We start from the raw sequence: 26,187 nt of genomic DNA, 5'->3' as shown, positions 1-26,187 counted from the left end.
AGTGTTATTTGAACCGTTTCCGCCCAACATGGCCTGACGCATGAATGTAAAGAAATGGTAACTTTTGGCTGAATGAAAGGGCGCGGTGACAACCGAGTATCAGGCTAAAAAAGATGGGTCTGGCCACTTTCATTAGCCTCATTTGGCGCTGGATCAGTGCGATCTGTCAAGTGAGATTGCGCGCTGGTTATGAAATGCGAAAATTTTGGCCGAGGTAAACTTGCTTCACTTTCTCATCCGCTACGACCTCTGCTGCGGTGCCACTCATCAAGATCGTTCCGCTGTGCATGATGTAAGCACGATCAACAATTTCGAGAGTTTCCCGCACGTTGTGATCTGTGATTAAAACGCCAATACCGCGTGTTTTGAGGTCTGAAACGAGAGTACGAATTTCACCAACCGCAATGGGATCGACACCAGCAAATGGCTCATCCAGCAGCACATATTTGGGGTCAGCGGCAAGGCAGCGGGCAATTTCAACGCGACGCCGCTCGCCACCCGAAAGTGCAAGTGCCGAGGCGCGGCGTAAATGCTCAATCGAGAATTCAGACAATAATTCATCAAGTCGTTTGCGTCGAATAGCGCGATCCGGCTCAGAAATTTCGAGGATTGCTCCGATGTTGTCTTCAACGCTCATTCCGCGAAAAATGGACATTTCTTGTGGAAGGTAGCCGATACCCAGTTTGGCGCGGCGATACATTGGCAGGGTCGTTACGTCGCGGCCATCAATCGTCACTTGGCCACCTTCGGGCGTGACGAGGCCTGCAATTGAATAAAAGCAGGTTGATTTACCGCATCCGTTTGGCCCCAGCAGAGCCACAACTTCACCGCGCGCCAGCGTCATGGATAGGTCACGAATGACGGTCCGCTTACGGTAGCTTTTACGTAGGTTACTGACCCGTAGTCCCGCAGACCCTTCGGTTACTTTGAGATCTGGCATCAGTCCTGCCCAGTGTTGAGGATTGTTTTCACGCGACCGTTCATACGTGCCGTACCAGTTGCAAGGTCAAGTGTCATACTTTCAGACGTCAACGCATTTGGACCTTGGGTTACGAGGACGTTTCCACTCATTACGACTTCGTTGTTTGCAATTGAATAGTCGGCGCGCTCTGCTTCTGCTGCGTCCTCACCATTCACTAGCGTTACACCGCCGGTTGCTTCTAGCCGCTCAATTTTTTGGTCGCCCTCCGCATAGACAACCAAAACACGGCCTGCGGCAAGGCGCATCACACCCTGGCCAATCACGACGTTACCATCAAAAATGGCGGTACCGTTTTCTTGATTAACGTTGAGCTGGTCGGCAGTAATTTCAAGTGCCGCATCTGGGTCGTTAGCAATTTTACCAAACGCAACTTGTTGCGCTGTCGCCGAAACGCAGAAGGAAATAGAAAGAAAAGCGGCAATGATAAAGCGCAAAAACATAGGGTGCTCTCCAGAAGTCATGGCTGGTATATCACTCGGACGCCGTTTTGGAAAACCAGAACATGTACGCCGCGGTTTTGCTGGATCAAAGTCATCTGACCGGCTGTGATCTGGCCAAGCGATGAGGTGGCTTCCACAGACCCATCGGTTACCAGCGTAGCTGTCTCAAGCGATGTTGTTACGGCGTCAGTTCGTACCACCACACCAGCTGAAGTATTCACCTCAACACCTCCCGAAAGGCGCGCGGTTTGGGTCGGTCCGTCCACGCTTGCTTGTGGCGCCGTCAGCGAGATGGTGGTACCACCTTTGAGATCAATCCGCGCTGAAATGCCCTCAGACGTGATGCTGTCGGGCTTGTTTGGACTTGGCGCGGCAAGTTTAGCGTTAAATTCAATAGCATCACCCTCAGCAGTCACCCCTGAATATGTGGGTGCCGAAATGCGCTGATCCGCGACAATCTCATCTATCTCGACTTTGGCATAGGGGATGGTGCTTTGGACATCAGTGGCGGGTCGTGCGACCAAAAACAGCAGCGACAGCAAAACAAGGCCGACAATTGGCAGGATGATTTTCAGCCAAACAACCAGTCGCGAATATCTGTTGTCCGCCCGAACCATCCTACCCCAGTCCGGCGCGCAAACAGTCATGGATGTGCAAAATCCCACAAGGTTGTGCTGGTCCTTTTGGGTCAACAACGAACAGACATGTGATCTTGCGTTCATTCATTTGCCCGACCGCTTCTTCGGCAAGTGCATCTGGTGAGATGGTTTTTGGCGCGGCAGTCATCACACCGCCTGCGGTCAGGTCAAGAAGCCCATCCATGTGCCTGCGTAGGTCACCGTCCGTAATAATTCCTTTAAGGGTGCCGTTGTCATCGGTCACACCCACCACGCCAAAGCCTTTTTGACTTATTGTAATGAGTACGTCCTGCATGGAGGTATTTGCCGTAGTCAGCGGCACCGCATCGCCCGAGTGCATCAGCTCGCCGACTTTTGAAAGCAGTGCGCCGAGTTTCCCGCCGGGGTGAAAATCGCGGAAGTTGGCAGGCGTAAATTGACGGTGCTTCATCAGAACGACCGCAAGAGCATCACCAAGCGCTAGGGTCATGGTTGTGGAAATAGTGGGAACAACGCCGGTACCGCAGGCCTCGCCGAGTTGAGGTAAGACCAAAGCAACATCCGACTGTGTCAGCAGGGTGCTGTCTGCGCGGCTCGCCATGCCGATTAACGGAATGTTGAAGCGTCTTGTGTGTGCAATCACATCGGCCAGTTCAGGGGTCTCACCTGAGTTTGACAAAAGCAAAACAACATCACCCTTCGCCATCATGCCTAAGTCACCGTGGCTGGCCTCTGCGGGGTGTACAAACTGTGCAGGCGTGCCGGTACTTGCCAGCGTGGCTGCTATCTTGCGTGCAATATGACCTGATTTCCCCATCCCGCAAAGAATGACCCGACCTGTCGCGGCAAGCATCAACTTTGCTGCAGCCTCAAAACTATCCCCAAGCTGATTGGCGAGTGTCTCAAGGGCCTCGGCTTCGGCACGGATGACATCTTGGCCAAGGCTTTTGAAATCAGTCATATCTAGGATCCGCTCAAATCAGGAGTGCGCGAAAATATCGCTGTCAGGCCAACCAGCCAAATCAAGTTGCGCACGGGTCGGCAGGAAGTCAAAGCACCGTTGTGCAAGCTCCATGCGGCCTTCGCGCTCAAGGCGGATGTTTAGCTCATCACGCAAGCGGTGCAGGTAAAGCACGTCACTTGCGGCATATTCCAGCTGTGCGTCAGTAAGTTTTTCGGCACCCCAGTCACTGGATTGTTGCTGCTTGCTAATGTCCACGCTCAAAAGTTCTTGCAGAAGGTTCTTCAGGCCGTGCCGGTCGGTGTATGTGCGAATGAGGCGACTGGCGATTTTTGTGCAGTAAACCGGCGCAGTGAGGGCGCCAAAGGCATTATCCATAGCCGCGATGTCAAACCGGCCATAGTGAAACAGCTTGAGTACGTTTGGATCGGTCAGCATGCGGCACAAATTTGGTGCCTCGGTTTGGCCTTTTGCTACCTGTACCAAATGTGCGTTTCCATCACCGCCTGACATCTGGATAACACACAGACGATCGCGGTGCGGATGTAGGCCCATCGTTTCACAGTCAATCGCGACGACCGGACCCAAATCCAAGTCGTCAGGGAGGTCATTTTGGTAGAGTGTGTTTGTCATATCCGGCCCTGCAATAGTGTTGCCCGCTGGCATATGCGCTTTGAGCGCTCAAGGAAAGAGCAGAGGCATCTGGGGTGCCTATGTGCGTGGATTACCGCGTGGCTTACCTTTTTGTTTAGCCGTGCCAAGCAATTCACGCAGGCGTGCCTCAAATCGAGTAAGTATTGAGTTCTTTTCCCAACGCGTGAGCGCAATTAAACGCGCCTTTTTGCCCATCTCGGCGTGTAATTCTTTGTCGTTCAAAAGCTGTTCGATTGCGCGGGCAAATTTCGGCGCGTCATTAGGTGGCGTAGCAATCCCTGCACCCTTGATCTCATCCGCGAGGCCGGTGCCACGTGCCGCCGTGGCCACAATAGGGCGTCCTGACGCAAACATGTTAGTCAGTTTTGATGGCAGCAACAGGTCAGCGGCATCTGCGATTTGGGGCATCAGGTGAATATCCGCGATGCTCAGCAGGTCGGACAGACGTTCGAGCGGCTGTAGGTCAATAAACCAGACGTTCGGCAGCCCTAACGCTTTGCGCTTGAGATCTGTCAATGCAGGACCATTCCCGCAGATCAGGAACGTAAGGTCAGTGCGGCGCGACAGCAGTTTCGCAGCCTCAACTATGATCCCGATACCTTGTTTGTTGCCGATATTACCCGAGTACAGCGCGACGTATTCTGTGCTGATCCGAATTTCCCTTTTGAATGACTGCGACGGCTCTTGCGGCTTTATTCGGCTGGTATCGGCCCAGTTTCGCAACTCATATGTTTTGTCGGGTGTAACCCCCTTTTGGTGGAGCTTCAGGAGCATTGTCGGTGAAATTGTAGTAACCAAGTTAAAGCGCTTCAGGCACCACTCTTCAAAACGAAGTGCTGCGCGTCCGAGTAGCGCCTCCGGATCGATGAGTTTGGTAGCAAAGGCTGCCTCGACCTCAAAGTCCTGAACATGCAAGTGCGATCGTGCCCCTGAAACCTTCGCGAAGGCAAAAGCAAACGGCGCGCTTATCAGTGAGGGCGCGACGACTGTAATTAAATCGAACCGCTTAGTTAGACTGTACCAAATCAAGATCGGCAAAATTGCAAAGGCAAAGGACGTATGATGAATGATGCGCCTTATGCCTGTTGGGTTCTGCGGCACGTAATGAGGACAGTGGGTCACATCAATTTTGCCATGATCGCGTTTTGTGTAGCGAAATTTGCTCCACCCACCGTAAGTCGCCCAATTGGGAAAGTAAGGCTGTCCGCAAAGAACGGTGACTTTATGATCTAGCTCGGCCAAATACTCACACATTTGCTTTGTATACAGGCCCGTAGACATCGCCTCAGGAGCAAAGTTTATGCCTATAACAAGGTGTCTCACGCTGGATATCGATGAAAACTGGGGAACATAATTAACTCACAATCAGAGGATATGAGTTAGCCTCTGAATTGGTTAATTATTGGTTACTCTATTTGAGGGGAAAACTGGTGCCCAGGAGAGGACATCGAACTACACAATTTGTCATTTAGTATTAGGGGCTTAGTGGGAGAGACGTTTGCAGAAGTGGTCCCGAAAGCGGTCCTGATTTAATTCATTTTGAAAAGAAGTGGGGATTTTGAGGTCGACTGACTTTTGGCCACTATGCATGGATCTCGGTCTTATCACTTTAAGCATCTACAGAAAGTCTTGCATGATATTATTGTGAGTATTGCTAGTTGGGAATTATAATTAGGATTTATGATAACCGATTATTTATTGAATAAAAAAGCTACTTATGCCCGAAATGCATAGGTCTGCTCGAGCCTAATACAAAAACTCGCCCCACCTAGGTCTGACTTTCCGACCTTAACATTACCACCATGTGCTTCCACAATTTGTTTAACAACTGACAGCCCTAAACCAGATGCATTTGACTGCGATGCATTACCCTTACGAGCAGTATAAAACCGTTCAAATACTAGTTCAGCTACGGCTTCACTAATCCCAGGGCCACTGTCTTCTACCTGAAGTACTACACCGCGGCGCCATGATTTACTTAACGAAACCTGAATTCGGCCAGTGGGTCTCGTAAATGAGATTGCGTTGTCGAGTAAATTTACAACCACTTGCCCCCAGCGCTCCTGCAGCCCGGAAATTACTACTTTGGGATGGATCTCAGCAATGATTTCGACCCCTTGGTACTCATTAGTATCTTGGTAATGGGTCAAGATTTCATCAAGCATTTCAGACAGATTGAAGCGCTCGCGTTTTTTGGTGACTAAATCGTTATCAACTACAGCAGCCTCGGATATCTCAGAAACAAGTTTATTCATTCGAACAGCCTGCGCTTTGACTTTAGTCATTGCACTATCATCTGCAATTGAGCGGTTCTCAGAATTTTCAGCATAAGCAATGATGCTAGCGATTGGGTTTTTAAGTTCATGGCTGACTTCTGCTGCAAACTGCTCCTTCTCTTTAAAGAGGTCCGTCATCTGGCCCGTCAATTTAACAAGATTACCATGCAGCCGACCAATTTCATCGCGGCGCTTACTCAAACTATTGATACGAAAACTTTGTAATTGGGTGGCAATGTCATCAGGCGATAGTTTCTTATCAAGGCGCCGAGACAAGCGCCGCAGGGGCACCGCTATTGAGATCGCCAATATAAGGCAAAGAATAAGGCTTATTAGAGAAATTCCCCCAAGTAGATTTAGCCGCACAGCGTTACGACCAAAGTAAGCATCTTTGATTTTATAGGTATCCCATACTTCAATAACTCCGACGGTCTCTTTGCCGTCACGTATTGGGGCCAGCACTCGCAAGAAATAGGAATCTAAATCGCTGTCTAAAACTTCGTTTTGAGTGCTGAAACGTGCTCGCTTGGCTACTATCTCTGGCGTGACAACTCTGCCATCAACTAAAGGCTTATAGACTTTGAATAGCCGCTCAGCGATTTGATCAGTTAATTTAGTCTTGCTCGGAGAACTGAGCTTACTCGCAGGCAAAACGCTCACTGTAACGGGCGCCAAACGATTAGCGGCCGTACCGTCGTAATATTTAAACCATGATGGCAAGTCGCCTTCAGCTTCAAAGCGATATACCTTGATGTTTTCTGAGCTTGGAATAGCAGGCCCCGAAAGAAGCTGGCTAATCGTCACCTGCTTTTCAAACTCAGATATGTCTGAGCGTCGAATAATTGGTAATACAAGCTGAGCGTACAAAACTGACGAAAGCGACAACTGGTTCTTTTTATGGGTGATTTCGGCTGTAACAAAGTCATCTGAAGCCAACACAAAAACCCACAACACAACGTTGAAGCCCAAAAACAAGCTAAAGATTTTTGTCAGGATGCTGCGCATATCAAACGGCTAGCTTGTAGCCTAGGCCATGCACAGTAGTGATGGGTTCAGCAGTTTGATCTACATCACGTATTTTCGACCTGATATTTCTGACATGACTGTCGATAGTTCTGTCACTCACAAATACATTGCCATCGTAGCAAGCATCCATGAGTTGGGCTCGTTTCTTAACGGTCCCTGGCCTTTCAGCTAAAGACATCAAGATCATACATTCTGTGACAGTCATGGATAATTTATGATCACGCCAGCTCACCAAATGGCGTTCTGGATCAATCGCTAAACTACCTGCAACAATTGGTTGATTGGGTGATTTATCTGTAGGTGCATGCCTGCGAAGAACAGACCTAATCCGAAACATAAGTAGCTGTTTTGTGAAAGGTTTGCCGACATAATCGTCAGCGCCAACTGAAAACCCAATCAACTGGTCAGCATCTTCATTTTTGCTACTCAAGAATATTGCCGGCAAAGCTGTATGTATTTCCCTCACTCTTTTGAGAAGCTCTAAACCGTTCAGCTCAGGCATCTTTATATCAAACACAACCAAATCGGGGCTTTGCGTCTGCAAATAAGCAAGCGCTTTGAGTGGACTTGAAAAAGCACGAACAGAGAAGCCCTCATCTACGAGCATCTCTTCCAGCGGCTGAAGGATTTCCACCTCGTCATCGACAATCACAATATTGGGCATTTGTTCCTCACTTACACCTTACATGAAGACACATGTTTTGCGGATCAATCAGTTTCACCGCGACTGCACATAATCTGCACAAATCTCCTCAAAATCCACAAAAACGCCGAGACGTATCTGCATTTCACCATTGTAGACCAAATCTGCAGGTTGAGGCGACCTGTCGAGCAGACGAGCTTGCTCCTCCCGCGAGGTGATCTCCCGACCTCGCGGGAGTTATTTGAAATCTAAATAAGATAGAAAGATGTTCTGATGATCTCCGCACCCATTCTGATTGTAACACTCCTTATTTGCTGTGCTCTCGTATTGTGGGTAGAAGAATGGGATTGAAGCTAATGCCCCTGGCCATCTCTTGGATAATGGCAACAACCGCTGTAGCCGCAGAAGATTGGGCACAAGATCAACATCAAATTTTAGCGTCGCCTTCCAACCAAAGCTCTATCGGTCGGTTGGAAGTGATGGCATCGCAAAACTGTAATGCAGTCGAGTTAAGATTATGGGCAGAGATCTCAAAAAATCCAAAAACCGTGCTCAAGGACACAGAGACATTGGCGCTCAGCTTTTTACTGTCGGACATGCAAATTGCTTCCGCAGGACAGCTGCTAAAGACCTATCAAGGGATCAACGGTAAGACTAATCTGGTCTACATTCGTTTAGGTTACTGGGCATGGGACGTAGTCAATTATCTACCCAAAAATTCAGAAAAAACCAATTTTACACTTATCACAGAAGACTACGAACTCGCATCAAACAACACTTGGCCCGTTGGAAATCTTTCTGATCAGCTAAGACATCTCAAATCCGATTGTGACAGTGATTTTCTCGGAACATTGCTGTAAATAAAAACCATTGATGCATGGCGTCTTTAATCGGGCAATGTCAGGCTTCTTCGATACCACAAAAGAGACCCAAAATATGTTAAACCTTATTAAATCTTTAGCGTTCATTCTATTTTGGGCTCTGCCATCGCTCTCGTTTGCTGAGCAACTCGGACGATACGTCTCTATTGAGCCCATCATCATTAACGACACGACAACAGTACCAGCAGGTGCTGAAGTGAATTTCTTGGGTGTCATTGACGTCACCTTGAGTACTGCTCCGAGCGGTAAGCTCGCAACGTTCACGTATAAAGATCAGGTCCTCAATGCCGATGCGGCATTATTCTACGCACAAAGTACTGATCAGGCCGTTTTCGCTTATCCACCACGAACCTTTGATAGTGGGACTACAGCGTCGGTCTGCTCCACGTTAGCAGCACAAGAAAGCGGCAGAACTTTAGATTTTGCTGATGATAGTTTTCAAAACTATTTTGAGGTGACATCGAACAATAAAATCGTCGATGCATTTTCAGTTACTGGTCCAAAAGATATTTATTCTTGGAACGACAAGCGAAGCGAGTTTTGCATCAGCGGTCTTGCACATTCGACGCGATATCAGCTGCGTATTTTGCCGAATTTACAACTTAAGCGGGACGGGCTGCCCAAACAGTCAGTTACAGCACCGATAAACTTGGCCTTTCAAACGCCTGAGCGCAGTCCGAGCATCAAGCTTGATGCATCTAAGTCAATAATGGCTGACCCATCTAACGCAGTGATGCCTATTGAGTATGTAAACGTGAGTGAAATTGAAGTGACACTGCATCAAGTGGATGCAGCTTCTTTGAGCGCGTATACCGACATCCTAACAATTCTCGACGGGCAAGATATTAATCAGCTCAAAGACTATTGGGGGGACGAGGTTGCAAAGAAAAAAATTATGCTCGATGCGCCACTTAACCAGCAACAGAAGGTAAACCTGAATTTCAGCGACATCTTAAACGATGATGCTTCTGGCCTGTTTGTTGCTACATTTACGTCACCGCAAATTGAGATGAGCCGCTATTCTAACCGCCCAACACAGTGGTTCTCAATTTCAAATGTTGCGCTTCAATTTTATAAAGGACTAAACAAATCTGACATCTTTTTGACCAGTTTTAGTGATACTGCAGCTATACGAGATGCCAGCGTCCGCATAACAGCCGCTAACAACAGAACACTTTTTGAAGGTACCTCTGATAAGAGTGGTCGGGTCGAAGTTTCAAACCGGCTCTTAGATGGCACCAAGGGCTTTGCACCCAAGTTTCTTATAGTTTCAACCGAGAAAAATGGTTCAAGCATTATTGAGCTAAACGCACTAGACCAGAAACCTCGCTTCTTAACTGGTGGAACTGAGAAACGCGCAAATGTAGATGTCTATCTAACTACTGATAGAGGGGTTTACCGTCCCGGTGAGACACTTCACTTTGTTGGCGCAGCCCGAAAGTTAAATTTACAGCCCTTACCTAATCAAGAGCTGACGGTACGCTTACTCAACAGTATAAATTCTGAAATTTATAAATCTCAAATTGCCAGTAATGAATTTGGGGCCTTTGCTCAAAAAATAGAACTGAAGAAAACTCTGCCGCTTGGGCAGTATTCTGTTCAGGTGTTAAGTGTTGACGAAGATATACTTGCTGATCACCAAATAAGTATCAGCGACTTTGTGCCTTTAACCATCGAAGCTCGGCTGGATACAAATGGCGAATACTGGGCACTTGGGGAACAGCAAAACTTAACGCTTCAAGGTGAGTATTATTCAGGCGGACCAGCTGCAAACTTGTCAGCTGAAATCATCACTTTCTTAAAAGAAGTTAGAACTCATAAATCTGCTGAACTATCTGGCTTTGTGTTTGGCAATCCAGATGCATCATCAATCAAGCAATTAGACAGCTATGAGCAGTTGCTGGATGAAAACGGTAAACTGAACACTTCAATCCTTTCAGATTACACGGTCAACGCCCAAAGCCTCTATGAAGTTATTATTGAGGGAACAGTCTACGATGTGGGCGGGAGAGCAAACAAAGTAAAAGAGAGGGTCGCTCTAGACACTCTCGATAGCTATGTCGGCGTCCGTTCAAATTTTGATGACTACGCTAGTGAAGATTATCCGCCTAGCTTCACTGTTGCCTCTGTTGATCGCCAAGGAAACAGCGTTGGCTTCGATGGCGTCACGTACACGGTCAAAAGAGTATATAGCGACTACAACTGGTACTATGATGGCGGTTGGCGCTGGAATGCGGTTAGGGTTTCAGAAAATGCTGTGGAAAGCGGCAGCGTATCTAATAAAAACTTAACACTCAAAACGCCTCTTTCATGGGGTCGTCATGAACTGATCGTTAAGAACAAACTTGGCTTTGAAACTATCTACGAATTCTATGTTGGCTGGGGTGCAAATGCCAAACCCGCCAGTGAGCCAGAACAACTGAGCTTAGCTTTTGACGGTACAAATGTACGAGGCACAGCGCCCTTTAACGGAAAATTGTCAATATTCGTCGCTAATGAGGACATACAATCCGTATTCGAAGCTGAAGTTAAAGAAGGCGCATTTGAGTTTCCGTTGGAGATCTTGGCTAAGACAGAGCCTGGCGTCCACCTGTTGAGTTCCTTGGTCCGCCCTATCGCACCAGGGTCTGAACACTTACCACAAATTGCTATTGGCAAGACATGGGTCCCTAACACAGCAGCCGGCCGTAAGTTGTCGGTAGAGGTAGATACTCAGGAAACAATTACGAGCCAGGACCCTATCTCGGTCACCATTGATACCAATGGCACTGATGGCAGCGCTATGATTTTTGTAATTGACGAAGGCATACACGCAATCTCTGGCTATAAGAACGACAACATCCAAGATCATTATCTGGGCGAGCGAGCGCTCAACTTTGGAATATTTACAAATTTTGGCAAACTTATTTCCCAAGACAGCAGCCTAAAAGCAATACGTGTCGGTGGTGATGAGGGGATGCTATCAGCCGCAGCTGAGGCTCCAAAGTCTGAGTTCTTCAAAACCTTTGTCGCCTCAAGCCCACTAATCGATATTGTCGATGGGAAGGCTGTTTACCAGTTTGATCAAACTGAGGAATGGGAAGGTCGTTTACGCGTGGTCGTAGTCGCTTTGGATAAAACAGGCTTTGGGTTTTCAGAAAGCACAATCACGGTTCAAGACCCAGTAAGTATTGATGTCTCAATGCCCCGATTTGTTGCGCCAAAAGATTTCGTAAATGCAAAAATGAACATCCGATGGAACGACTTCGACGGCCCGGTGGAATTGAAGACGACGATTGGAAAATCGATTGCAACTCAAACCATCGCTAAGCCAGCGTCCAACACCTTCAGTGTAGACTTACCTATTACCGCCAACACTACTGGAACTGTGCCAGTAGTGATCGAAATGGCAGCAGGTGATCGTCTATACAGTCGGACATATGAACTCGTCTCACGCCACGGCTCATACCCAGTCTCAGAGGTTCAATCTGTCGAGCTAAAAAAACAAAACTGGTTAGGACTGGGCAGCTCTTTAGTACAGCCGTACAATTCGTATATCGTGGACCTTGCCGAGCCTGGTAGTACCGTAACAGCAAGCCTAAAATCCACTGTAGGAATTAACTTAAGCCAGGTAGTTTCAGAACTTGACCGCTATCCATATGGCTGCGTGGAACAAGTCTCTTCAAAAGCTCGAGGCGTTGTAGCAATGGCTGAATTACGCGGGCTGGATAAAGACACATCACGTAGAATTCAGATCGGCATCGATAACCTAATGGCTAAACAGAAGACATCTGGTGCATTTGGCTATTGGTCTAAAAATTCACGTGTTTACGAAGTCTATCAACCTTATGCCGTGGACACTCTGCAAAAGCTTTTGCCCTACGCAGATAATCAAGCGGCTGTCATCGATGCGATTAACAATGGCCTCGAATATCTCTATCGGACAAACTTCAATGAACAGCGCACAAAGTTGTATGCATATGGAATTCTTGCCCGTTCAGGATATGAAGTAACGTCGCGAGCAAGATATGCAATTGACCTAGATCTCTCAGAGAAACGTCCTCAGTTGGCTGCTGCCAAAGTGACCCCATTTGTACTATCGAATGCATTGGAAGATTTTGCTCTCGCATATTGGGTGGCGGCAAATCTCAATGATACGAAACGAATGTTGCAGTTAGCAGAGCGAGTACAGTTTCTGTTAGACAAAAACACCCCTGAAGAACCAAACGTCAGCCGTACAACTGGTACATGGTTTACGGCCAATAGCAGTGGAAGATCTTATCATAAACTCGGCGTATCCGCGCCAGATACTGCTCACCTACTGACAGAGCTAGATACAGAACTTTTGGCACCTCCGTTAATGACGGTAATTGCTAACACTAATGAGCACTTAAGTCAGCGTGGGTATCGCTCAACACAATCAAGCGCCAAGCTAGTCTCACTTCAAAAGTTCCAAGAAGCTTCAATGGCAGGAACAACAATCACACTGGACGGAATGGATCTTGTTCTTGATGACAGCGGAAATCTCCCCCTCACCAATCAACAACTACAATTTGGATTTGAAATTGGTCACAATGCCAAAACACCACTCTTCCTAAACGTCAAAACTACAGGCCAGCGACGCTACACCTTACCACGCAATAACGGCTACAAGGTTACTAAATGGTGGTATGATCGTTCAGGCGAGCCAGTGCTATTGGAAGATGGTGTTTTAGCTGTAAATCAAGGCGATTTATTTACTGTTGTTGTGGAAATCGATCGAACTAGACGAGGTTCTGGGTCTGATCTTCTTCTTACAGACTTGTTACCAACAGGCTTCGAAATTGAAGATGCAACAATTACAGATCCGCAAGTTAATGGCGTTAAGGTTGACTTGAATGAAGGTCGAAAGCCTTACTTCACAGCCGCAATGGACGATCGTCTAATCGCACATTTTGATGATCGGTGGTTCCAAGGTAGCTTCGCTTTTGTGAGGTACACTGTACGAGCGGCCTATGAAGGGAGAGCACAAATCCCGGATGCCACAGTAGAAGAAATGTATTTCCCCGAAATAAATGGTCGATCAAACATTAGACGGACAGTCGTTCAAGCACGATGACACTAATCAGACAAGTCATCATTGCGCTGACGGGTAGCTTAGTAGTCACTCTCAGCGCCCTAGTTTGGTACATAGCACAACCACCAAATTTGGGGCGCTTGTCTGATGTCTCTGTTGTTCTGCGAGGGACCGATGACCGCATAATAAACCTTAGCCTTACAGATGAGGGCTATTGGCGCGAGCCAATCAAAATTAAGGACATTGATCCAGAACTCATTGAAGTTTTGGTCGCTTATGAGGATCAACGTTTCTGGGAACACAGGGGAGTAGATCTAAAAGCAATCTCGCGTGCAGCTTTGAACGCGATAAAGTTCGGGAAAGTGAGTTCAGGTGCATCTACACTAACGATGCAAACTGTTCGGTTGCTAGACACCAGCCTACGCCAGCATTCCTTGTTAACAAAGATTCGACAAATGATTGAAGCGCGTCGACTTGAGCAGCACTGGTCTAAAGAAGAAATTCTTGAAGCATATTTCACATTGGCTCCGTACGGTGGCAATATTGAGGGTATCAAGGCCGCGACCGAAGCATGGTTTCAAAAGACGCCAGCTCAACTCACACTCAACGAGATCGCGATTTTAGTTGCTCTACCACAATCTCCTGAGCGTCGCCGTCCTGATAGGTTCCCAGCTGACGCATACCAAGCGAAACAACTTGTTCTCGCCAAAGTAGCCCCTCGCCTAGGTTTCCAAGATCAGACCGTTCAGGAGGTAATAGAAGAGCCACTTCCTACTCGTCTAATAAAGCCGGAATCCCACGCGTTACACCTAGCCCAGCGCCTCGCTTCTGCAGATAACAAACACTTTCGCACAACCATCAATTCTGACTGGCAGCGCGAAGTGCAGAACATACTGGCACAAGACATTCAGACCCGCTCTGCCCCTATCCAGGCAGCAGCAATGATTGTTGAGCGGAAAACAGGACTAGTCCGGGCTTATGTAGGCTCAGCAACATACAGCTCACAAACTAGAAAAGGTGCTATCAACTATTTGACCGCACTACGTAGCCCAGGCTCCACTTTGAAACCGTTAGTGTACGCAAAAGCTCTTAATCGTAATCTCATTACCTACGAACACGTGTTTGATGATACGGCGTACTTTAAGTCAGGTTATCGGCCAACAAACTTCAGTGAAGGTTTTGGCGGCAAGGTAAGCCTCAAGCAGGCACTGCTGACATCACTCAATATTCCAGCAATCCGGGCTTTGGAAAAAGTCGGCCCCGATCTATTACAGGCTGAATTAAACACCTATCTAGACGGCTCCCTAAACTCTCAGCAACTTGCGGGATTAAGCTTGGCTGTTGGTGGTCTTTATCTAACACCAGAACAGTTGATGAATATCTATATGGGGCTTGTAGATCCTGGATATGCTAGACGCCTATCTTTTACTGAAGACAATGCTCCTATGTCGGACTTCACATTGGTCACTCAAAATACAGCCAATCAAATCCAATCGTTACTAATACAAGATATGGCAAATGGAGAACGAGTTGCATTCAAAACGGGCACCTCATTCGCCAGACAAGACGCGTGGAGCGTTCAGATCTATGATAAACATCTCGTATTAGTCTGGGTTGGTACGCCAGATAATGAACCTACTACTACACTAACGGGTGTTAGTACGGCATTCCCTATTTCGCTGGAAATTGGTAGATCATTAGGCCTGGTTCGACCTGCGAAGCCTAAGGTCAGCCAGGGTAAATCAACTTATAATTCAAAACTAGCTACCAGCTGTAAAAGACTTATTTCTTACCCAGAAGATGGTGCTTGGATTAAATCAATAAGTAAAAATATTTCCATAATAGGTGGCAATGGTGCGGCCTGGTACCTTAACGGGGTTAAAATTGGTCAAAACTTACAGCAGATTGAAATTAATGAGCCCGGAGTGCAGCTGTTAACAGCTCAGCATGGCGACTGTACAACCACACATGAAATTTTTGTTGAATAATCACTGTTTCAGGAGGTTTAAGGTTTTGGTTGAAAACCCAACCGTCAACCCGCAAAGGGAAAAGCCGATAGCTTTTAATGGTAATAATAACCACGGTGGTGAAACGTATAACAGATTTTTTTGTGTTTATACCTCAGCTCAGTCTTGTGGAACGGTAAATTTCTGGGCTGGTTTCATTGTGATACTTGTGAAACAATTAATTTCAGATTTACGTGATGCTATTGCACTAAATACGACTATTAATGGAGATTAGTATGAAACTAATGAAACTACTCGCTGCGTGCTGTATCGTGGCCCTTTCCGCTTGTGTAGATCAGCCAGTGAGTGTTTCGAAGGCACAAGGACAAGCATCTAAAAACAAAGAGCTTTCCGCTTCTGAAGGTAGACTTTTAGCTGAAGCAAAATCACTTTCTCGCCAGTCAAGAGACATTGTCGCGCGGAACGCAATCGAGGGCGCAGTTATTGGTGCTGCTGCGGGTTGTGCTTTGTCACTGTTGTTGGGTGGGGACGCCGATGATTGCAAAGATGGTGCGATTGTGGGGGGTGTTGCTGGGGGCGCAGTCGGGTACGGTGCAGGAAAAGAAGCAGCACAGGCAAATAAAAAGCTAGTAGAGCAAAAGCAAGTCATCGCTAAAATCAGCGGCATCAATCAAAAATTGGGCAGCATTGAATCGCGCTTGCGTTCGGTTGTTCGTCAGCAAAACGCAGAACTTTCATCGTTGCGTCGTCAAGTGTCGGCAGGTCAAATTAGCGAGTCTATTTACAAAGCCCGAGCACGTGGTGTGAATTCGAACCGTCGAGCTGTCAGAGCCGCGCTGCAAAACACATCTGGTCAGGTGAATGGCGCGTATAAAAATCTTGTTGCCTTGGAAAAAGATGGCGCAGGGAATCTTTCGCGGTCCAAAGCGGCGGCCACTTCAACGAGGAATCGTTTGAATCGCACTGTTCAATCCATTGACTTTATCAGTGTAAGGTAAGCTCGGAGGGCGCTGATAGGGGGCGCCTTTTTCCGCTAGATCTAAAGGGAAGAATAATGAAGCTCAAAGCACTTATTTCATCAGCATTGGGATGCATCTTATTAGCTGGCTGTGAAGGGGAGACAGATCCTTCAAAGGCTAACATTTTCGACAACCTGCGAAATATCGAAACGGGTGAGTATGATCGTCAGATTTCGACAAATGATGCAGAAGTTGAGCGCATTATCGCTAGCAATAACGCCGCACAGCGCAACATTAATAGCCTAGAGACGCAAGAAGCGTCCAACAGCCGTGAAATTGGATTATTGCGCAGTGAGATCGCGTCTTTGAAAACACGTCTGAGCGCTCTGCGAAGCTCTTCGGCAGGTCAAGCGAATGGTTTACATGTCTCTGCTCTTGAAGATCAGGTCACTGCGGTTGAAGCTGATTTCAATGCCGGGGCAAATCCAAAAACGTTGCGCTCAGAGTTGCGCAATATTTCGGCGGCGATTTCGGCCTTGTCATCCTAATTTTTACCTTTGCGGAGTTTCGCATGAAACGTTTGATTATCTCAATTCTCACCTGTGGTCTTTGGGTGTCATCATTGTTAGCCCAAGACGTATCGAATGGCCTTACTCGAGCGCCTGAAATTGGGCTTGCCGTCGTAGATTGCGGTGCCGATTTGCCGCAGGATCAGGCCTATTGCGCCGTTCGGATGCCCATTGGTGCAACTCTTGAAGAGATCACGACAACAGGTGACGTCAGACTGGAGTTGGTCAAACATGGAAATTCAGGGTATCCTAATGGCCTATCGTTAGGCCATACTTTATTTATCCTTGATACGTCGCAAGGGGCGCGTGCTTTGGCGCGAGCTCGCCATTTCGACAAAGAAAAGGAAGCGATCAAAACGTTGCTGGGCGCTCTTCCTGATGGCGCAAGCGTTGCACTTGCCACGTTCCACGAGCAAGATAGCTTCAAAATTATTCAAGATTTCACTTTGTTGCCATCACGTATCGAAGTCGCTCTAGATGGTGTTGAGCTTGAGGGAACTTCGACGCACATTTCTGATGCTGTGCGCGACGGTATCCAAGTGCTTAGCGCGCAAGAAGATAGCTTTATTAAAAACCTTGTCATTTTTAGTGATGGTCAAGACGAAGGCGTAAACACAATTGACGCTGTCAAAGACTTTGCAAATGAAAGCAAGGTCGCCGTTTCGGCGTTGGCGCTGACATTGACGAGCTCTGGCTCTATCGAAACAGGCCGCGATCGCAGCTATCTCAAGCAATTCACACAAGATGGTTTTGGGGTGTTTGCAGCTGTTCAGGCGTCAAGCAGTGCGATAGCAACCGAAGAGTTAGCCGAGGTTGGAAATGCGGGTACTTTGCTTGCACGTAGCATGTTGCGTTCGGGCGTTTTGACGTCAGAGGACGATTTTAAATCCACCGATGTCACCGTGACATTAAACATTCCTTTGGCTGGATACGAAGGTAAGACCAATCCGATTAAATATAAGGCTACTGTGGAGAACGCCAATCACAAGGTCCCATCCCCTGTTCCGCCCCGAGTACCGGATGACCGATCCTTAACCACAGGTGGTGAAGCTGCGAATGGGTTTGATCTTCAAGCGCTATTTGATGAGTATGGCTATTTGATCATTGGTTTGGCAGTGGCGCTACTATTGTTGATTGTGATTTTGATCTTGGTCCTATCTGGCAATAAAAAGAAAAAAGCCAAAGAGCTCGAAGCCCCAGTCAGCGATTCCGCTGCAGCCACATCGATTGAATTTTCCGATCCATCTGGAGGCGCGATGGCGTCCTCCCAGCCAGCTTTGGCGTATTTGCACGTAAATGGTACACAGCAAAAATTACATATCACATCGGTTAGTGTGACGGTCGGACGCTCTGCCCCAAGTGATCTATGTATTGATCACCCCAGTGTCTCGCGACAGCATTTAGCACTGCGGCTCAGTTCAGACGGGGCCTTTATCTCTGATCTCAATAGCACGAATGGCACCAAAGTTGATGGCAAGCGGATCAGTCGGGAAGTGGAAATAAAATTAGGAACTGTCATTTCGCTCGGGAAATGCGATGTCATTTTCTCGCGCGCGTAAGATCTTATAGGAATAATTCAGATGAGCGATAAAACACAGTGGATCTTTAACGATCAGCAAGGCTTTGAAGCGGATAAAACCCAACAAATCGGCGGCAGTGTGGACGATGCCAAAACCTCGCTGGATTTGAACGAAAAAACACAACTGGGATTGGGCGATCATTTTAGTGATGCTGATGATATTGGGCCTGTTGTCGGATGGCTTGTCGTGGTCAAAGGGCCAGGTTTGGGCTTGTCGCGTCCAGTTGGTGTGGGCATGAACTCGGTGGGCCGAGATTACGAACAACGGGTGTGTTTAGATTTTGGTGATAACACGATCTCTGGTTCGGATCATCTACGGATCATTTATGACGAAGAGGGGCGTTCCTTTCTCGTCGCTCCTGGTGCTGGGACTAATCCCACGCGTATCAATGGTAAAATCGTCGCTCAGACCCAAGAGCTAACATCGGGTTCAGTGCTCGCGCTTACCAAGGAAACTTGTGTTCGGTTCATTGCGTTTTGTGGTCCAGATTTCGATTGGTCGGACGTGAAACCGCCGCAAACCTAAGAGGCAGTCACTATGGCAGTTGCTCAGCTTCAACATATTGGCGCGCGAGAAGGGCAAGAAGACTCTGTTGCTACGTTGTTCGAGCGCGACGGTGATAGCTCTGGTGATTTGTTGATGCTGGTTGCAGATGGTATGGGGGGCCATGCTGGCGGCGCGCGCGCTTCGTCTTTTGTGATAAAAACATTCCGCGCTGAGTTCTTGTCACAATCTACAAAACAAGCCCCTAAAGAGCGGCTACATAAGGCGATGCAGGCTGCGAATGCGGCGTTGTTGCGCGAAACGCAAGCGAACCCTGCGCTTAAGGGCATGGGAACGACTTTGATTGCTGCGTGGAAGCATGAGGACATGCTGTTATGGCTGTCAGTTGGCGATAGCCCGATGTATATCTATAGGGGAGGGCAACTGCGCCGATTGAATGCAGACCATTCGTTTTTTGGCGAGTTGATGGGCAAGGTGGCGCAAGGTCGCCTCACTTTGGCTGAAGCCCAAAACCATCCCAAAAGGAATGCCCTGCGCTCTGCATTGACTGGCAATGCTGTCCAGTTGGTGGATGTAAATCATGAGCGGCTGAGTGTGCATGACACGTTGATCGTGGCCACAGACGGTCTCGATACGTTAGAAGAGCCCGCTCTTGTCCGCACCATTGAAGCCTATCATCGCGCGGGGCCGCAGGCTCTTTGTAAAAAGCTCATCGATGCGACGTTGGATGTAGGCAATCCAAAACAAGATAATATTTCTCTGATCACCTATGTGCATGGCGCTGAGGATCGTACGCTGTCGACACGATCAAATTGGACGCAAATGAGCCTTGCAGGTCGCGTGCAGTCAAGTTGGCAGATCATAGCTCTGTCTACCATTACGGCGCTTTTGATCGTAACGATTGCGGTCATGGGGTGGTTCAAAATTGGGCGGGTACATGATCCTGTGATTACAGAGACTGCTTCTGTTCCTACCTCGGAACCTATGGCACAGACCCCCAAACCTGGTGAAGCCCTGAGTACATCGCCAGAATCAGATACCAGCCAAGAGGCTCTTGAACAAACGCCCAGCCAAGAAGATGTGCTTGCGAAAGACCCAAATGAGAGCGCTGCTGATCCGCAAGTGTTTCAGGGAGGCGTTGAGGACAAGCTCAATGCACCTGCCAGCGGAGGCCCCAATGAGTGATGGTAGTACACTTCCTCTGAGCCAAGGCATGACCCTGGGGGGCTACCGCATCGAGAAGGTGCTTGGTCAGGGCGGGTTTGGCCTCACCTATTTGGCGACCCATGAGGAAAAAGCTGGCACCTTTGCCGTCAAAGAGTATTTCCCATCCGGGGCTGCACAACGTTCAGGTGCAAACACGGTGACCCATTTGGGGTCAAAAAAGCGCTTTTTTGATGTCGGACTTAAGGATTTCTTTGACGAAGCTATGTTGATGACTACTTTGCCGACCTTTCCAGGATTAGTGCGTGTGGTTGCTGCGTTGAAAAAATTTGGCACGGCCTATTGCGTAATGGAGTTTATCGATGGCGAAACTATGGATCACATCATGCCTCTTATGGTGCGATCATATGGTCATTTCCCAGAAGATCGCATTTTAAGTGCGCTCGAAAATATTTTATCGGCGCTCAGTATCGTACATGCACAGGATCTGATCCATCGGGATATCAAGCTTTCGAATCTTATGATCGACCGTGATGGTGTGGCATGGCTGATTGATTTTGGGGCCGCGCGTAATTTAGCATTGCCGCGCAAAGCCCATAGTAGCTTTACCGAAACATATGCGCCGATCGAACAATTTCCCAATGCAAAGCTGGAAGAGGGGCCACAGACTGATTTTTTCTCTCTTGGTGTGACACTTTATATTTTGATTGCGCAAACGTCACCGGCCACTGCGAGAGAACGCAAGGCGTTAGTCGATGATGGTCAGTCCGATCCGTATGTGGCATTGGCCGCTCAGCCAGAGCTTTCTATGAAATACTCCACACGATTGCTTAAAATGGTGGATCGCTGTTGTGCACTGCATATTTCAGATCGCCCGTCCTCGGCATCGGAGATCGCGCGTGAGCTTAAGTTATCGCTTACATCAGCTTCGGTTATGCCGGCGCCTGAGCCTATGACAGCAGCCATGTCGAAAATTTCTCTGCCCTCAGATCAGATGATGGATAAGGTCATGCAAGGCTTTTTTGGTTTATCCAAAGTCAAAACGCTTCCAATGGGTAGGGCTGGGCGCAAGCCAAATCCATTACTTTTTAGTTTGTTTTTAATCGCGTTGGCGGCGCTCGTAACGCTCATCGCTTATTATGTCTTAGATTACAAAGGGGTCCTCTCATGACACGCCGTGTTTGCAGTTTTGTTCTTGGGTTGGTTTTGTCGGTGGTCTCGTTGTCCACAGTCCACGCATTTAGCGATGTGGTAAATTCGATTGAAAGTGGAGTAGCGCGGATCATCACGGATGAGGGGGTTGGATCAGGCTTTGTCGTGACTGAGATCAGCAATGACGAAGAGGAGGCACTAATTGTCGTTACCAACGAGCACGTGGTGAAGGGCTCGCGCAGCGTTCAAGTTGCCTTTAAAACACCGCTTGGTATGCTGAGTTATAGGGGCGAGGTTTTGAACGTTGACCAGCGCCGCGATCTGGCGGTGATTAAAATTAATCGCAAGAAAAACACCCGTCACGATATTTCAATATTAGAGTTGGCAAATCGTGAAACTGCCAAGTCCGAAAAGGTTGCAAAACTTGGATATCCCGGCTTGGCCGATAGAGGTCTAAGTACGATCACAAGCAGCAATGACCTCGTTGATGCGACGTTTTCAGAAGGAATTGTAAGCCGCCTTATGACTGGCTCTTGGTATGAACGTGATTTGCCGTTGAGGATTATTTTGCATACGGCACCGCTCAATAGCGGGGATTCGGGTGGACCGCTGTTTGACGCATGCGGGCAAGTTGTGGGCGTGAATACAAATAAGTCGGCTGCGATTGATGGTGATATCCCATCGGGTGCCTTTTGGGCGTCATCCTCGCTTGAGGTCTTGGCTTTTTTGAGAGAGACTGATCTGCCCATGAAAATCTATCGCTCCAGCTGTGGATCCAAGGGTGCGATTGGTTTTCTATCATCGCCTCTTGTACAAATTTTTCTAGCCTCAGTCGTAGTTGTGGGTTTAGGCGGTATTATTTTCTGGCAAATGACGGGCCGTTCGGGGGCGGCTGATACGAATGAAGATTTCGCGGCGATCTATATCTATGCCTCTGAAAATGGTCAGATCAACAAGTTTGGTGTCTCAGAGGATGACCTCAGCCGAGGCATTGAATTGGGTCGCGAAGCAAGCTGTGCGATCCGCTTTGGTGCAGGGGATATTAGCCGTGTGCACGCCAAGTTGTGTCACCGCGATGGCAAACTTATGTTTACGGATAACGGATCCAGTAACAAAAGCTATATCGACGGGCGTGAAGTTATTCCGCATCAAGATCAGCATATCGGGCTGAACACAGAGGTGCAGCTTGGTCAATCGGTACAGCTGCGATTTAAAAAGGCGTCTTAATGTCCGTGATGGCTCGGGAAGTGAAACAAAAGCTTGCGCATGTCGAAGTGTGCAACCTTGGTGTTGATTTATCCAATGAACTTAGCATTGTTTTAGATCATCTGACGCTTGAGCCGCAAAGCCTTGTTGTTTTAGATAGCCGATCTGGAACAGGCAAAAGCACATTACTTGCGCTTTTGCTTGGGGCAATTGTGCCGGCATCCCTACAAGATCAGAAATATGAGTTTGAAGGGCGCAATATGCTGTCATCTGATGGCGCTGCGGGCCAGGCTGAGATTGCCTTCGTCCCACAGGTGCATCAATTGATTCAGTTTCTGAGCCTGCGCGAAAATATCATATTGGGCCTCGGTGCGCAGCATGAGCTTGACCCATCATGGCTTGCAAGATTGGCCCAAACGCTTGAAATTCAACATCTGATGGATCGGTTGCCATCAGAAGTGTCTGTGGGTCAACGCCAACGTGCCGCGATTGCGCGTGCCTTGATCAAAAAGCCTAAGCTTGTTTTGATGGACGAGCCATTTTCCGCCCTTGATCCACAAACCTCGCGTCGTGTTATTGACGCGATTTTGTCCCTGCGTACGATGACCGAAGCGAGCTTTATTATCGCATCCCATGATTTGGGTAAAATGGATGTGCCCGCAACCAAGCCTTTGTATTATCGTGCCTTTAAGACTGAAGGACGACTATATTCCACGTTTTCACAACGTGATTTAAGCCATGTCGCCCTTTAGCCTTGCATTCAAAGAGCTCAAATTCGAGCCTATTTCAGCACTTTGTTATGCCTTTGCGCTTTGCGGGGTATTGGTGCCTTTGATGGTCGCCATATCATTAAAACATGGGGCGCTCGATCAGACGATTGAAGCGCTTGTGACAGCGCCGCAAAATCGAGAGATTGTTTTGCAGGGGTCACATCAAATAACAATTGAAGATATCCGTGCATACAAGTCGATTGATGGCCTTGGTTTTGTTATGCCAACCACGCGGCCCATCAATTCACAGGTCGACGAAATTTCTCATAAGAATGGTAGCCGCGCCTTTGGGGTTGAGATTGTGCCCTCAATGGTGGGCGACCCCCTGCTTGAGGGTGCGGATTTGCGGATTGGGCGTGTGTTTATAACGCAATCTTTGTCTGATGCATTGGCGGCCTCTGAGGGAAACTTAGAGCTTCGTTTTAGGCGTATAAATGGGGCACAAGAAGAGCCCGCGAGCTTTGATGCTGTCGTCGAGGGTATTGTCCGGCATGAAATTTACCCACGTGCGGCAGTGTTCGTGCATATTGATGATATGATTAAAGTCGAAGCCTATCGTGATGATCCATCCATCAGTTCCCAAGACTGGTATAGTCGCTTTACTTTACCATCCTCTTTCCCGTCGATGCGCATTTATGCAAGCGAGCTGAGCCAAGTTGAAGATGTTGTCGTGGAGCTAAAGGCGCGAGACCTTAGGGTGCAGCCTTTGAATAGTAATGTGCCGTTGATGTTACGGCTTCAGCGCGGTGTTGATCTTATCTACGGGCTTCTCGCGGTGATGGGGCTGTCGGGGTATGCGGTTGCGATGGCCGCGAACTTGCGGGCTTGGACGCAGCGTAGGCGTACAGATTATAGTCTGTTTAAATTGATGCGGCATAACACTGCAAAGATTGCCGTCATTCCTGTTTTGCAAAATGTGATGATGACCTTTGGTGGGTTTGTGATTTCGATACTTTTGACTTTGATGCTCAATCTCCTGGTCAATGTAACTTTTGGGGCCACGGTTGAGATGCGTATCGCGATTTTGACTCTGTGGGATGTTGTTTCATTTGCGATGGCGCTTTTGGTTGTTGTCGGGCTGTCGTCACTATGGGCGGTTAAAACAATCATTGATGTGGAGTTGGGTGAGGTGTTGACCAATGGTTAACGCTCCAAGCGGCAAACTATTGGGCGCAACCATAGCGTGGCTGATGGGAGTTGGCCTTGCTATGGCTCAAGACATCAGATGGGAACAGAGTTACTATAATCCTAATCCGCTTGATGATGACCTTATTCTCCGCATGCCATGCGGGGGGGCAATGGTATTTCGTCCCATATATACCCCAAATACCGGTGGAACTGTTGGCGATGTGCCTGTGATTTTGGGTCAAGAAGGTGATGAGCAGCCGTTTCTAAATGGCTTGCGCAGATCTTACGTATCAGGGCCATTTCGTCAGATATCTGGGCCCAAAAAAGGCCATCCTCATTTCTACATGGCAAAATATGAATTGGCTGATGCGCAGTATCAAACCATGATGGATGTTGCGACTAAGGGAGAGGAGGGGTGCCCTGACCGCGCACCACGGCGGCGTGGTTTCACGCCTGCGGTTGGCAAGTCAAAGCTTGAATACGATATGTTCAGTGAGGCCTATAGCCTGTGGCTTTTGAAAAATATGCCATCAGATTTGCCATTTGTGACACCTGCAAAACCCTTTGTACGACTGCCAACCGAAGAAGAGTGGGAGTTTGCCGCGCGCGGTGGGACCGCCGTAGATGAAGCGAATTTTCGCGCCCCGTACCCACCCCTCGAGGCGGGCAGCTCTCTGAATGATTACATTGCGCATGGTGGGTCCGATAGCGCCAATGGCCGTGTTCAAACTATCGGCACATTGCGCCCTAACGCTGTTGGGCTGCATGACATGCTGGGGAACGTATCGGAATTGGTTGAATCGCGATTTTCTATTGTGCGTTTGGGCCGTTTGCAAGGTCAACCGGGCGGGTTGATCAAACGTGGCGGCGATGCGCGCACTTCGATCGAGCAAATTTCATCGGCCTCGCGCTATGAAATTGCCCCAATTGATGTCTATTCTGGCGCGCCCGTGAGAGAAAAGTATATGGGGACACGGGTGATGTTGTCGTCTGTGGCTCTGGCTACGCGCGAGCAAATGGAGCAAATCCTGTCTGATCTTAAAGATCTTGCACGGGCGGATCCTAAGGCGGCCTCGGCCCGTTCAACCGAAGAGGTGCTCGATCTGCTGACGCGTATGAGCGAAGCGGCCCCAGACCAAGGCGCCCGCATGCAGATCGAAGTGATCAAAACCACGCTTTTGGCAGCTCAATCAGATCAAAATGTGCAGCGTAACCGAACTTTGCGACAACTCTTTCTGTCGGGCAGTTTGATGTGTGATCAGCTAGTTCAGCGATATCGGAATGCGCTTGCGATCCGGTCTCTGCTGGAAAACATCATCGATATTCGCGATGAAGGCGCAGCTATTGGTGACACGAGAACCGTGCAGGAAGCCGAAGCTGCCTTGGCTGATACAAAGCTAAAGCTGGAAATTTTGCAGGCGACAATTGACAGGGAATTGGGGGATTACTCCAATTTGATCGAAGTGATGGCCTCGGATTATTCCGACGATCTTTTGCGGGAACAACTCATGGTCGCCCGCGATGCGTCAGCCGATACCACTGAGCTACGTAGCAGCTGTTTTGATACGCTATGGGGGCATATCGAGGGACGTAATGCAAAAGGCTTTGTTGAAAAAGCACTTTTGCTAAAAGATTATCAAAAAATCGCGCTGTCATTGGCACAATAAACGACA

At 48.2% G+C, this 26,187-nt stretch carries 21 protein-coding genes; 13 read left to right on the top strand and 8 right to left on the bottom strand.

From position 1 onward, the window contains the following. Nucleotides 1-187: 187 nt before the first annotated feature. From lptB to NeNHUV3_RS07610, 8 genes are all read right to left on the bottom strand, one after another. Nucleotides 188-940, bottom strand: a complete 753-nt coding sequence (lptB, locus tag NeNHUV3_RS07645; RefSeq protein ID WP_341246434.1) for an LPS export ABC transporter ATP-binding protein — start codon at nucleotides 938-940, stop codon at nucleotides 188-190. Continuing rightward, nucleotides 940-1,422 carry a lipopolysaccharide transport periplasmic protein LptA gene (gene lptA / locus NeNHUV3_RS07640; protein WP_391480723.1) on the bottom strand — a complete coding sequence of 161 codons (483 nt, stop codon included), beginning with the start codon at nucleotides 1,420-1,422 and terminating at the stop codon, nucleotides 940-942. Before lptA ends, lptB begins: the two co-directional genes overlap by 1 nt. Nucleotides 1,423-1,439: 17 nt before the next feature. Continuing rightward, a complete protein-coding gene (gene lptC, locus NeNHUV3_RS07635) occupies nucleotides 1,440-2,069 on the bottom strand; it encodes an LPS export ABC transporter periplasmic protein LptC (protein ID WP_391480721.1) in 630 nt (209 codons plus the stop codon). Further along, nucleotides 2,041-3,000, bottom strand: a complete 960-nt coding sequence (locus NeNHUV3_RS07630; protein ID WP_391480719.1) for an SIS domain-containing protein — start codon at nucleotides 2,998-3,000, stop codon at nucleotides 2,041-2,043. The genes lptC and NeNHUV3_RS07630 overlap by 29 nt, the downstream gene beginning before the upstream one ends. 18 nt (nucleotides 3,001-3,018) lie before the next feature. Next, nucleotides 3,019-3,633 carry a ribonuclease D gene (locus tag NeNHUV3_RS07625; RefSeq protein ID WP_048598784.1) on the bottom strand — a complete coding sequence of 205 codons (615 nt, stop codon included), beginning with the start codon at nucleotides 3,631-3,633 and terminating at the stop codon, nucleotides 3,019-3,021. 78 nt (nucleotides 3,634-3,711) lie between these two features. Then, nucleotides 3,712-4,977 carry a WcaI family glycosyltransferase gene (locus NeNHUV3_RS07620; RefSeq protein WP_391480717.1) on the bottom strand — a complete coding sequence of 422 codons (1,266 nt, stop codon included), beginning with the start codon at nucleotides 4,975-4,977 and terminating at the stop codon, nucleotides 3,712-3,714. Nucleotides 4,978-5,369: 392 nt separating this feature from the next. Further along, nucleotides 5,370-6,935 carry a sensor histidine kinase gene (locus tag NeNHUV3_RS07615; protein WP_391480716.1) on the bottom strand — a complete coding sequence of 522 codons (1,566 nt, stop codon included), beginning with the start codon at nucleotides 6,933-6,935 and terminating at the stop codon, nucleotides 5,370-5,372. Between the two features lies 1 nt (nucleotide 6,936). Continuing rightward, nucleotides 6,937-7,620 (bottom strand): response regulator, encoded by a 684-nt coding sequence (locus NeNHUV3_RS07610; RefSeq protein ID WP_391480715.1) that lies wholly within the window; start codon nucleotides 7,618-7,620, stop codon nucleotides 6,937-6,939. Nucleotides 7,621-7,940: 320 nt separating this feature from the next. Between NeNHUV3_RS07610 and NeNHUV3_RS07605 the strand changes: the two genes are divergently transcribed. The 13 genes from NeNHUV3_RS07605 (at nucleotide 7,941) to NeNHUV3_RS07545 (ending at nucleotide 26,181) form a co-directional block, all read left to right on the top strand. Then, nucleotides 7,941-8,459 carry a hypothetical protein gene (locus NeNHUV3_RS07605; RefSeq protein ID WP_391480713.1) on the top strand — a complete coding sequence of 173 codons (519 nt, stop codon included), beginning with the start codon at nucleotides 7,941-7,943 and terminating at the stop codon, nucleotides 8,457-8,459. A 76-nt stretch (nucleotides 8,460-8,535) separates the two neighbouring features. Next, nucleotides 8,536-13,557 (top strand): alpha-2-macroglobulin, encoded by a 5,022-nt coding sequence (locus NeNHUV3_RS07600; RefSeq protein WP_391480712.1) that lies wholly within the window; start codon nucleotides 8,536-8,538, stop codon nucleotides 13,555-13,557. Continuing rightward, nucleotides 13,554-15,503: a penicillin-binding protein 1C gene (gene pbpC / locus NeNHUV3_RS07595; RefSeq protein WP_391480710.1), complete on the top strand. Its 1,950-nt coding sequence runs from the start codon at nucleotides 13,554-13,556 to the stop codon at nucleotides 15,501-15,503. The genes NeNHUV3_RS07600 and pbpC overlap by 4 nt, the downstream gene beginning before the upstream one ends. A gap of 254 nt (nucleotides 15,504-15,757) precedes the next feature. Further along, a complete protein-coding gene (locus NeNHUV3_RS07590) occupies nucleotides 15,758-16,480 on the top strand; it encodes a hypothetical protein (protein WP_391480708.1) in 723 nt (240 codons plus the stop codon). Nucleotides 16,481-16,536: 56 nt separating this feature from the next. After that, nucleotides 16,537-16,989 (top strand): hypothetical protein, encoded by a 453-nt coding sequence (locus tag NeNHUV3_RS07585; RefSeq protein WP_391480707.1) that lies wholly within the window; start codon nucleotides 16,537-16,539, stop codon nucleotides 16,987-16,989. A 23-nt stretch (nucleotides 16,990-17,012) separates the two neighbouring features. Further along, nucleotides 17,013-18,569 (top strand): FHA domain-containing protein, encoded by a 1,557-nt coding sequence (locus tag NeNHUV3_RS07580; RefSeq protein ID WP_391480705.1) that lies wholly within the window; start codon nucleotides 17,013-17,015, stop codon nucleotides 18,567-18,569. A gap of 21 nt (nucleotides 18,570-18,590) precedes the next feature. Next, nucleotides 18,591-19,115, top strand: a complete 525-nt coding sequence (locus tag NeNHUV3_RS07575) for an FHA domain-containing protein (RefSeq protein ID WP_391480704.1) — start codon at nucleotides 18,591-18,593, stop codon at nucleotides 19,113-19,115. A 12-nt stretch (nucleotides 19,116-19,127) separates the two neighbouring features. After that, a complete protein-coding gene (locus tag NeNHUV3_RS07570) occupies nucleotides 19,128-20,279 on the top strand; it encodes a PP2C family protein-serine/threonine phosphatase (RefSeq protein ID WP_391480703.1) in 1,152 nt (383 codons plus the stop codon). Beyond that, nucleotides 20,272-21,429, top strand: coding sequence for a serine/threonine protein kinase (locus NeNHUV3_RS07565; protein ID WP_391480702.1), 1,158 nt, complete (start codon nucleotides 20,272-20,274; stop codon nucleotides 21,427-21,429). The genes NeNHUV3_RS07570 and NeNHUV3_RS07565 overlap by 8 nt, the downstream gene beginning before the upstream one ends. After that, a complete protein-coding gene (locus NeNHUV3_RS07560) occupies nucleotides 21,426-22,637 on the top strand; it encodes a trypsin-like peptidase domain-containing protein (protein WP_391480700.1) in 1,212 nt (403 codons plus the stop codon). Before NeNHUV3_RS07565 ends, NeNHUV3_RS07560 begins: the two co-directional genes overlap by 4 nt. Beyond that, on the top strand, nucleotides 22,637-23,368 hold the full coding sequence (locus tag NeNHUV3_RS07555; RefSeq protein WP_391480698.1) for an ATP-binding cassette domain-containing protein: 732 nt from the start codon (nucleotides 22,637-22,639) through the stop codon (nucleotides 23,366-23,368). The genes NeNHUV3_RS07560 and NeNHUV3_RS07555 overlap by 1 nt, the downstream gene beginning before the upstream one ends. Beyond that, nucleotides 23,355-24,533, top strand: coding sequence for a hypothetical protein (locus NeNHUV3_RS07550; protein ID WP_391480696.1), 1,179 nt, complete (start codon nucleotides 23,355-23,357; stop codon nucleotides 24,531-24,533). Before NeNHUV3_RS07555 ends, NeNHUV3_RS07550 begins: the two co-directional genes overlap by 14 nt. Next, nucleotides 24,526-26,181, top strand: coding sequence for a formylglycine-generating enzyme family protein (locus tag NeNHUV3_RS07545; RefSeq protein ID WP_391480694.1), 1,656 nt, complete (start codon nucleotides 24,526-24,528; stop codon nucleotides 26,179-26,181). Before NeNHUV3_RS07550 ends, NeNHUV3_RS07545 begins: the two co-directional genes overlap by 8 nt. Nucleotides 26,182-26,187: the final 6 nt, after the last annotated feature.

It is taken from the genome of Nereida sp. NH-UV-3 (assembly GCF_042939535.1).
In the GTDB taxonomy this organism is placed as follows: Bacteria; Pseudomonadota; Alphaproteobacteria; order Rhodobacterales; family Rhodobacteraceae; genus Nereida; species Nereida ignava.
This window is presented reverse-complemented; position numbering and strand designations above follow the sequence as displayed.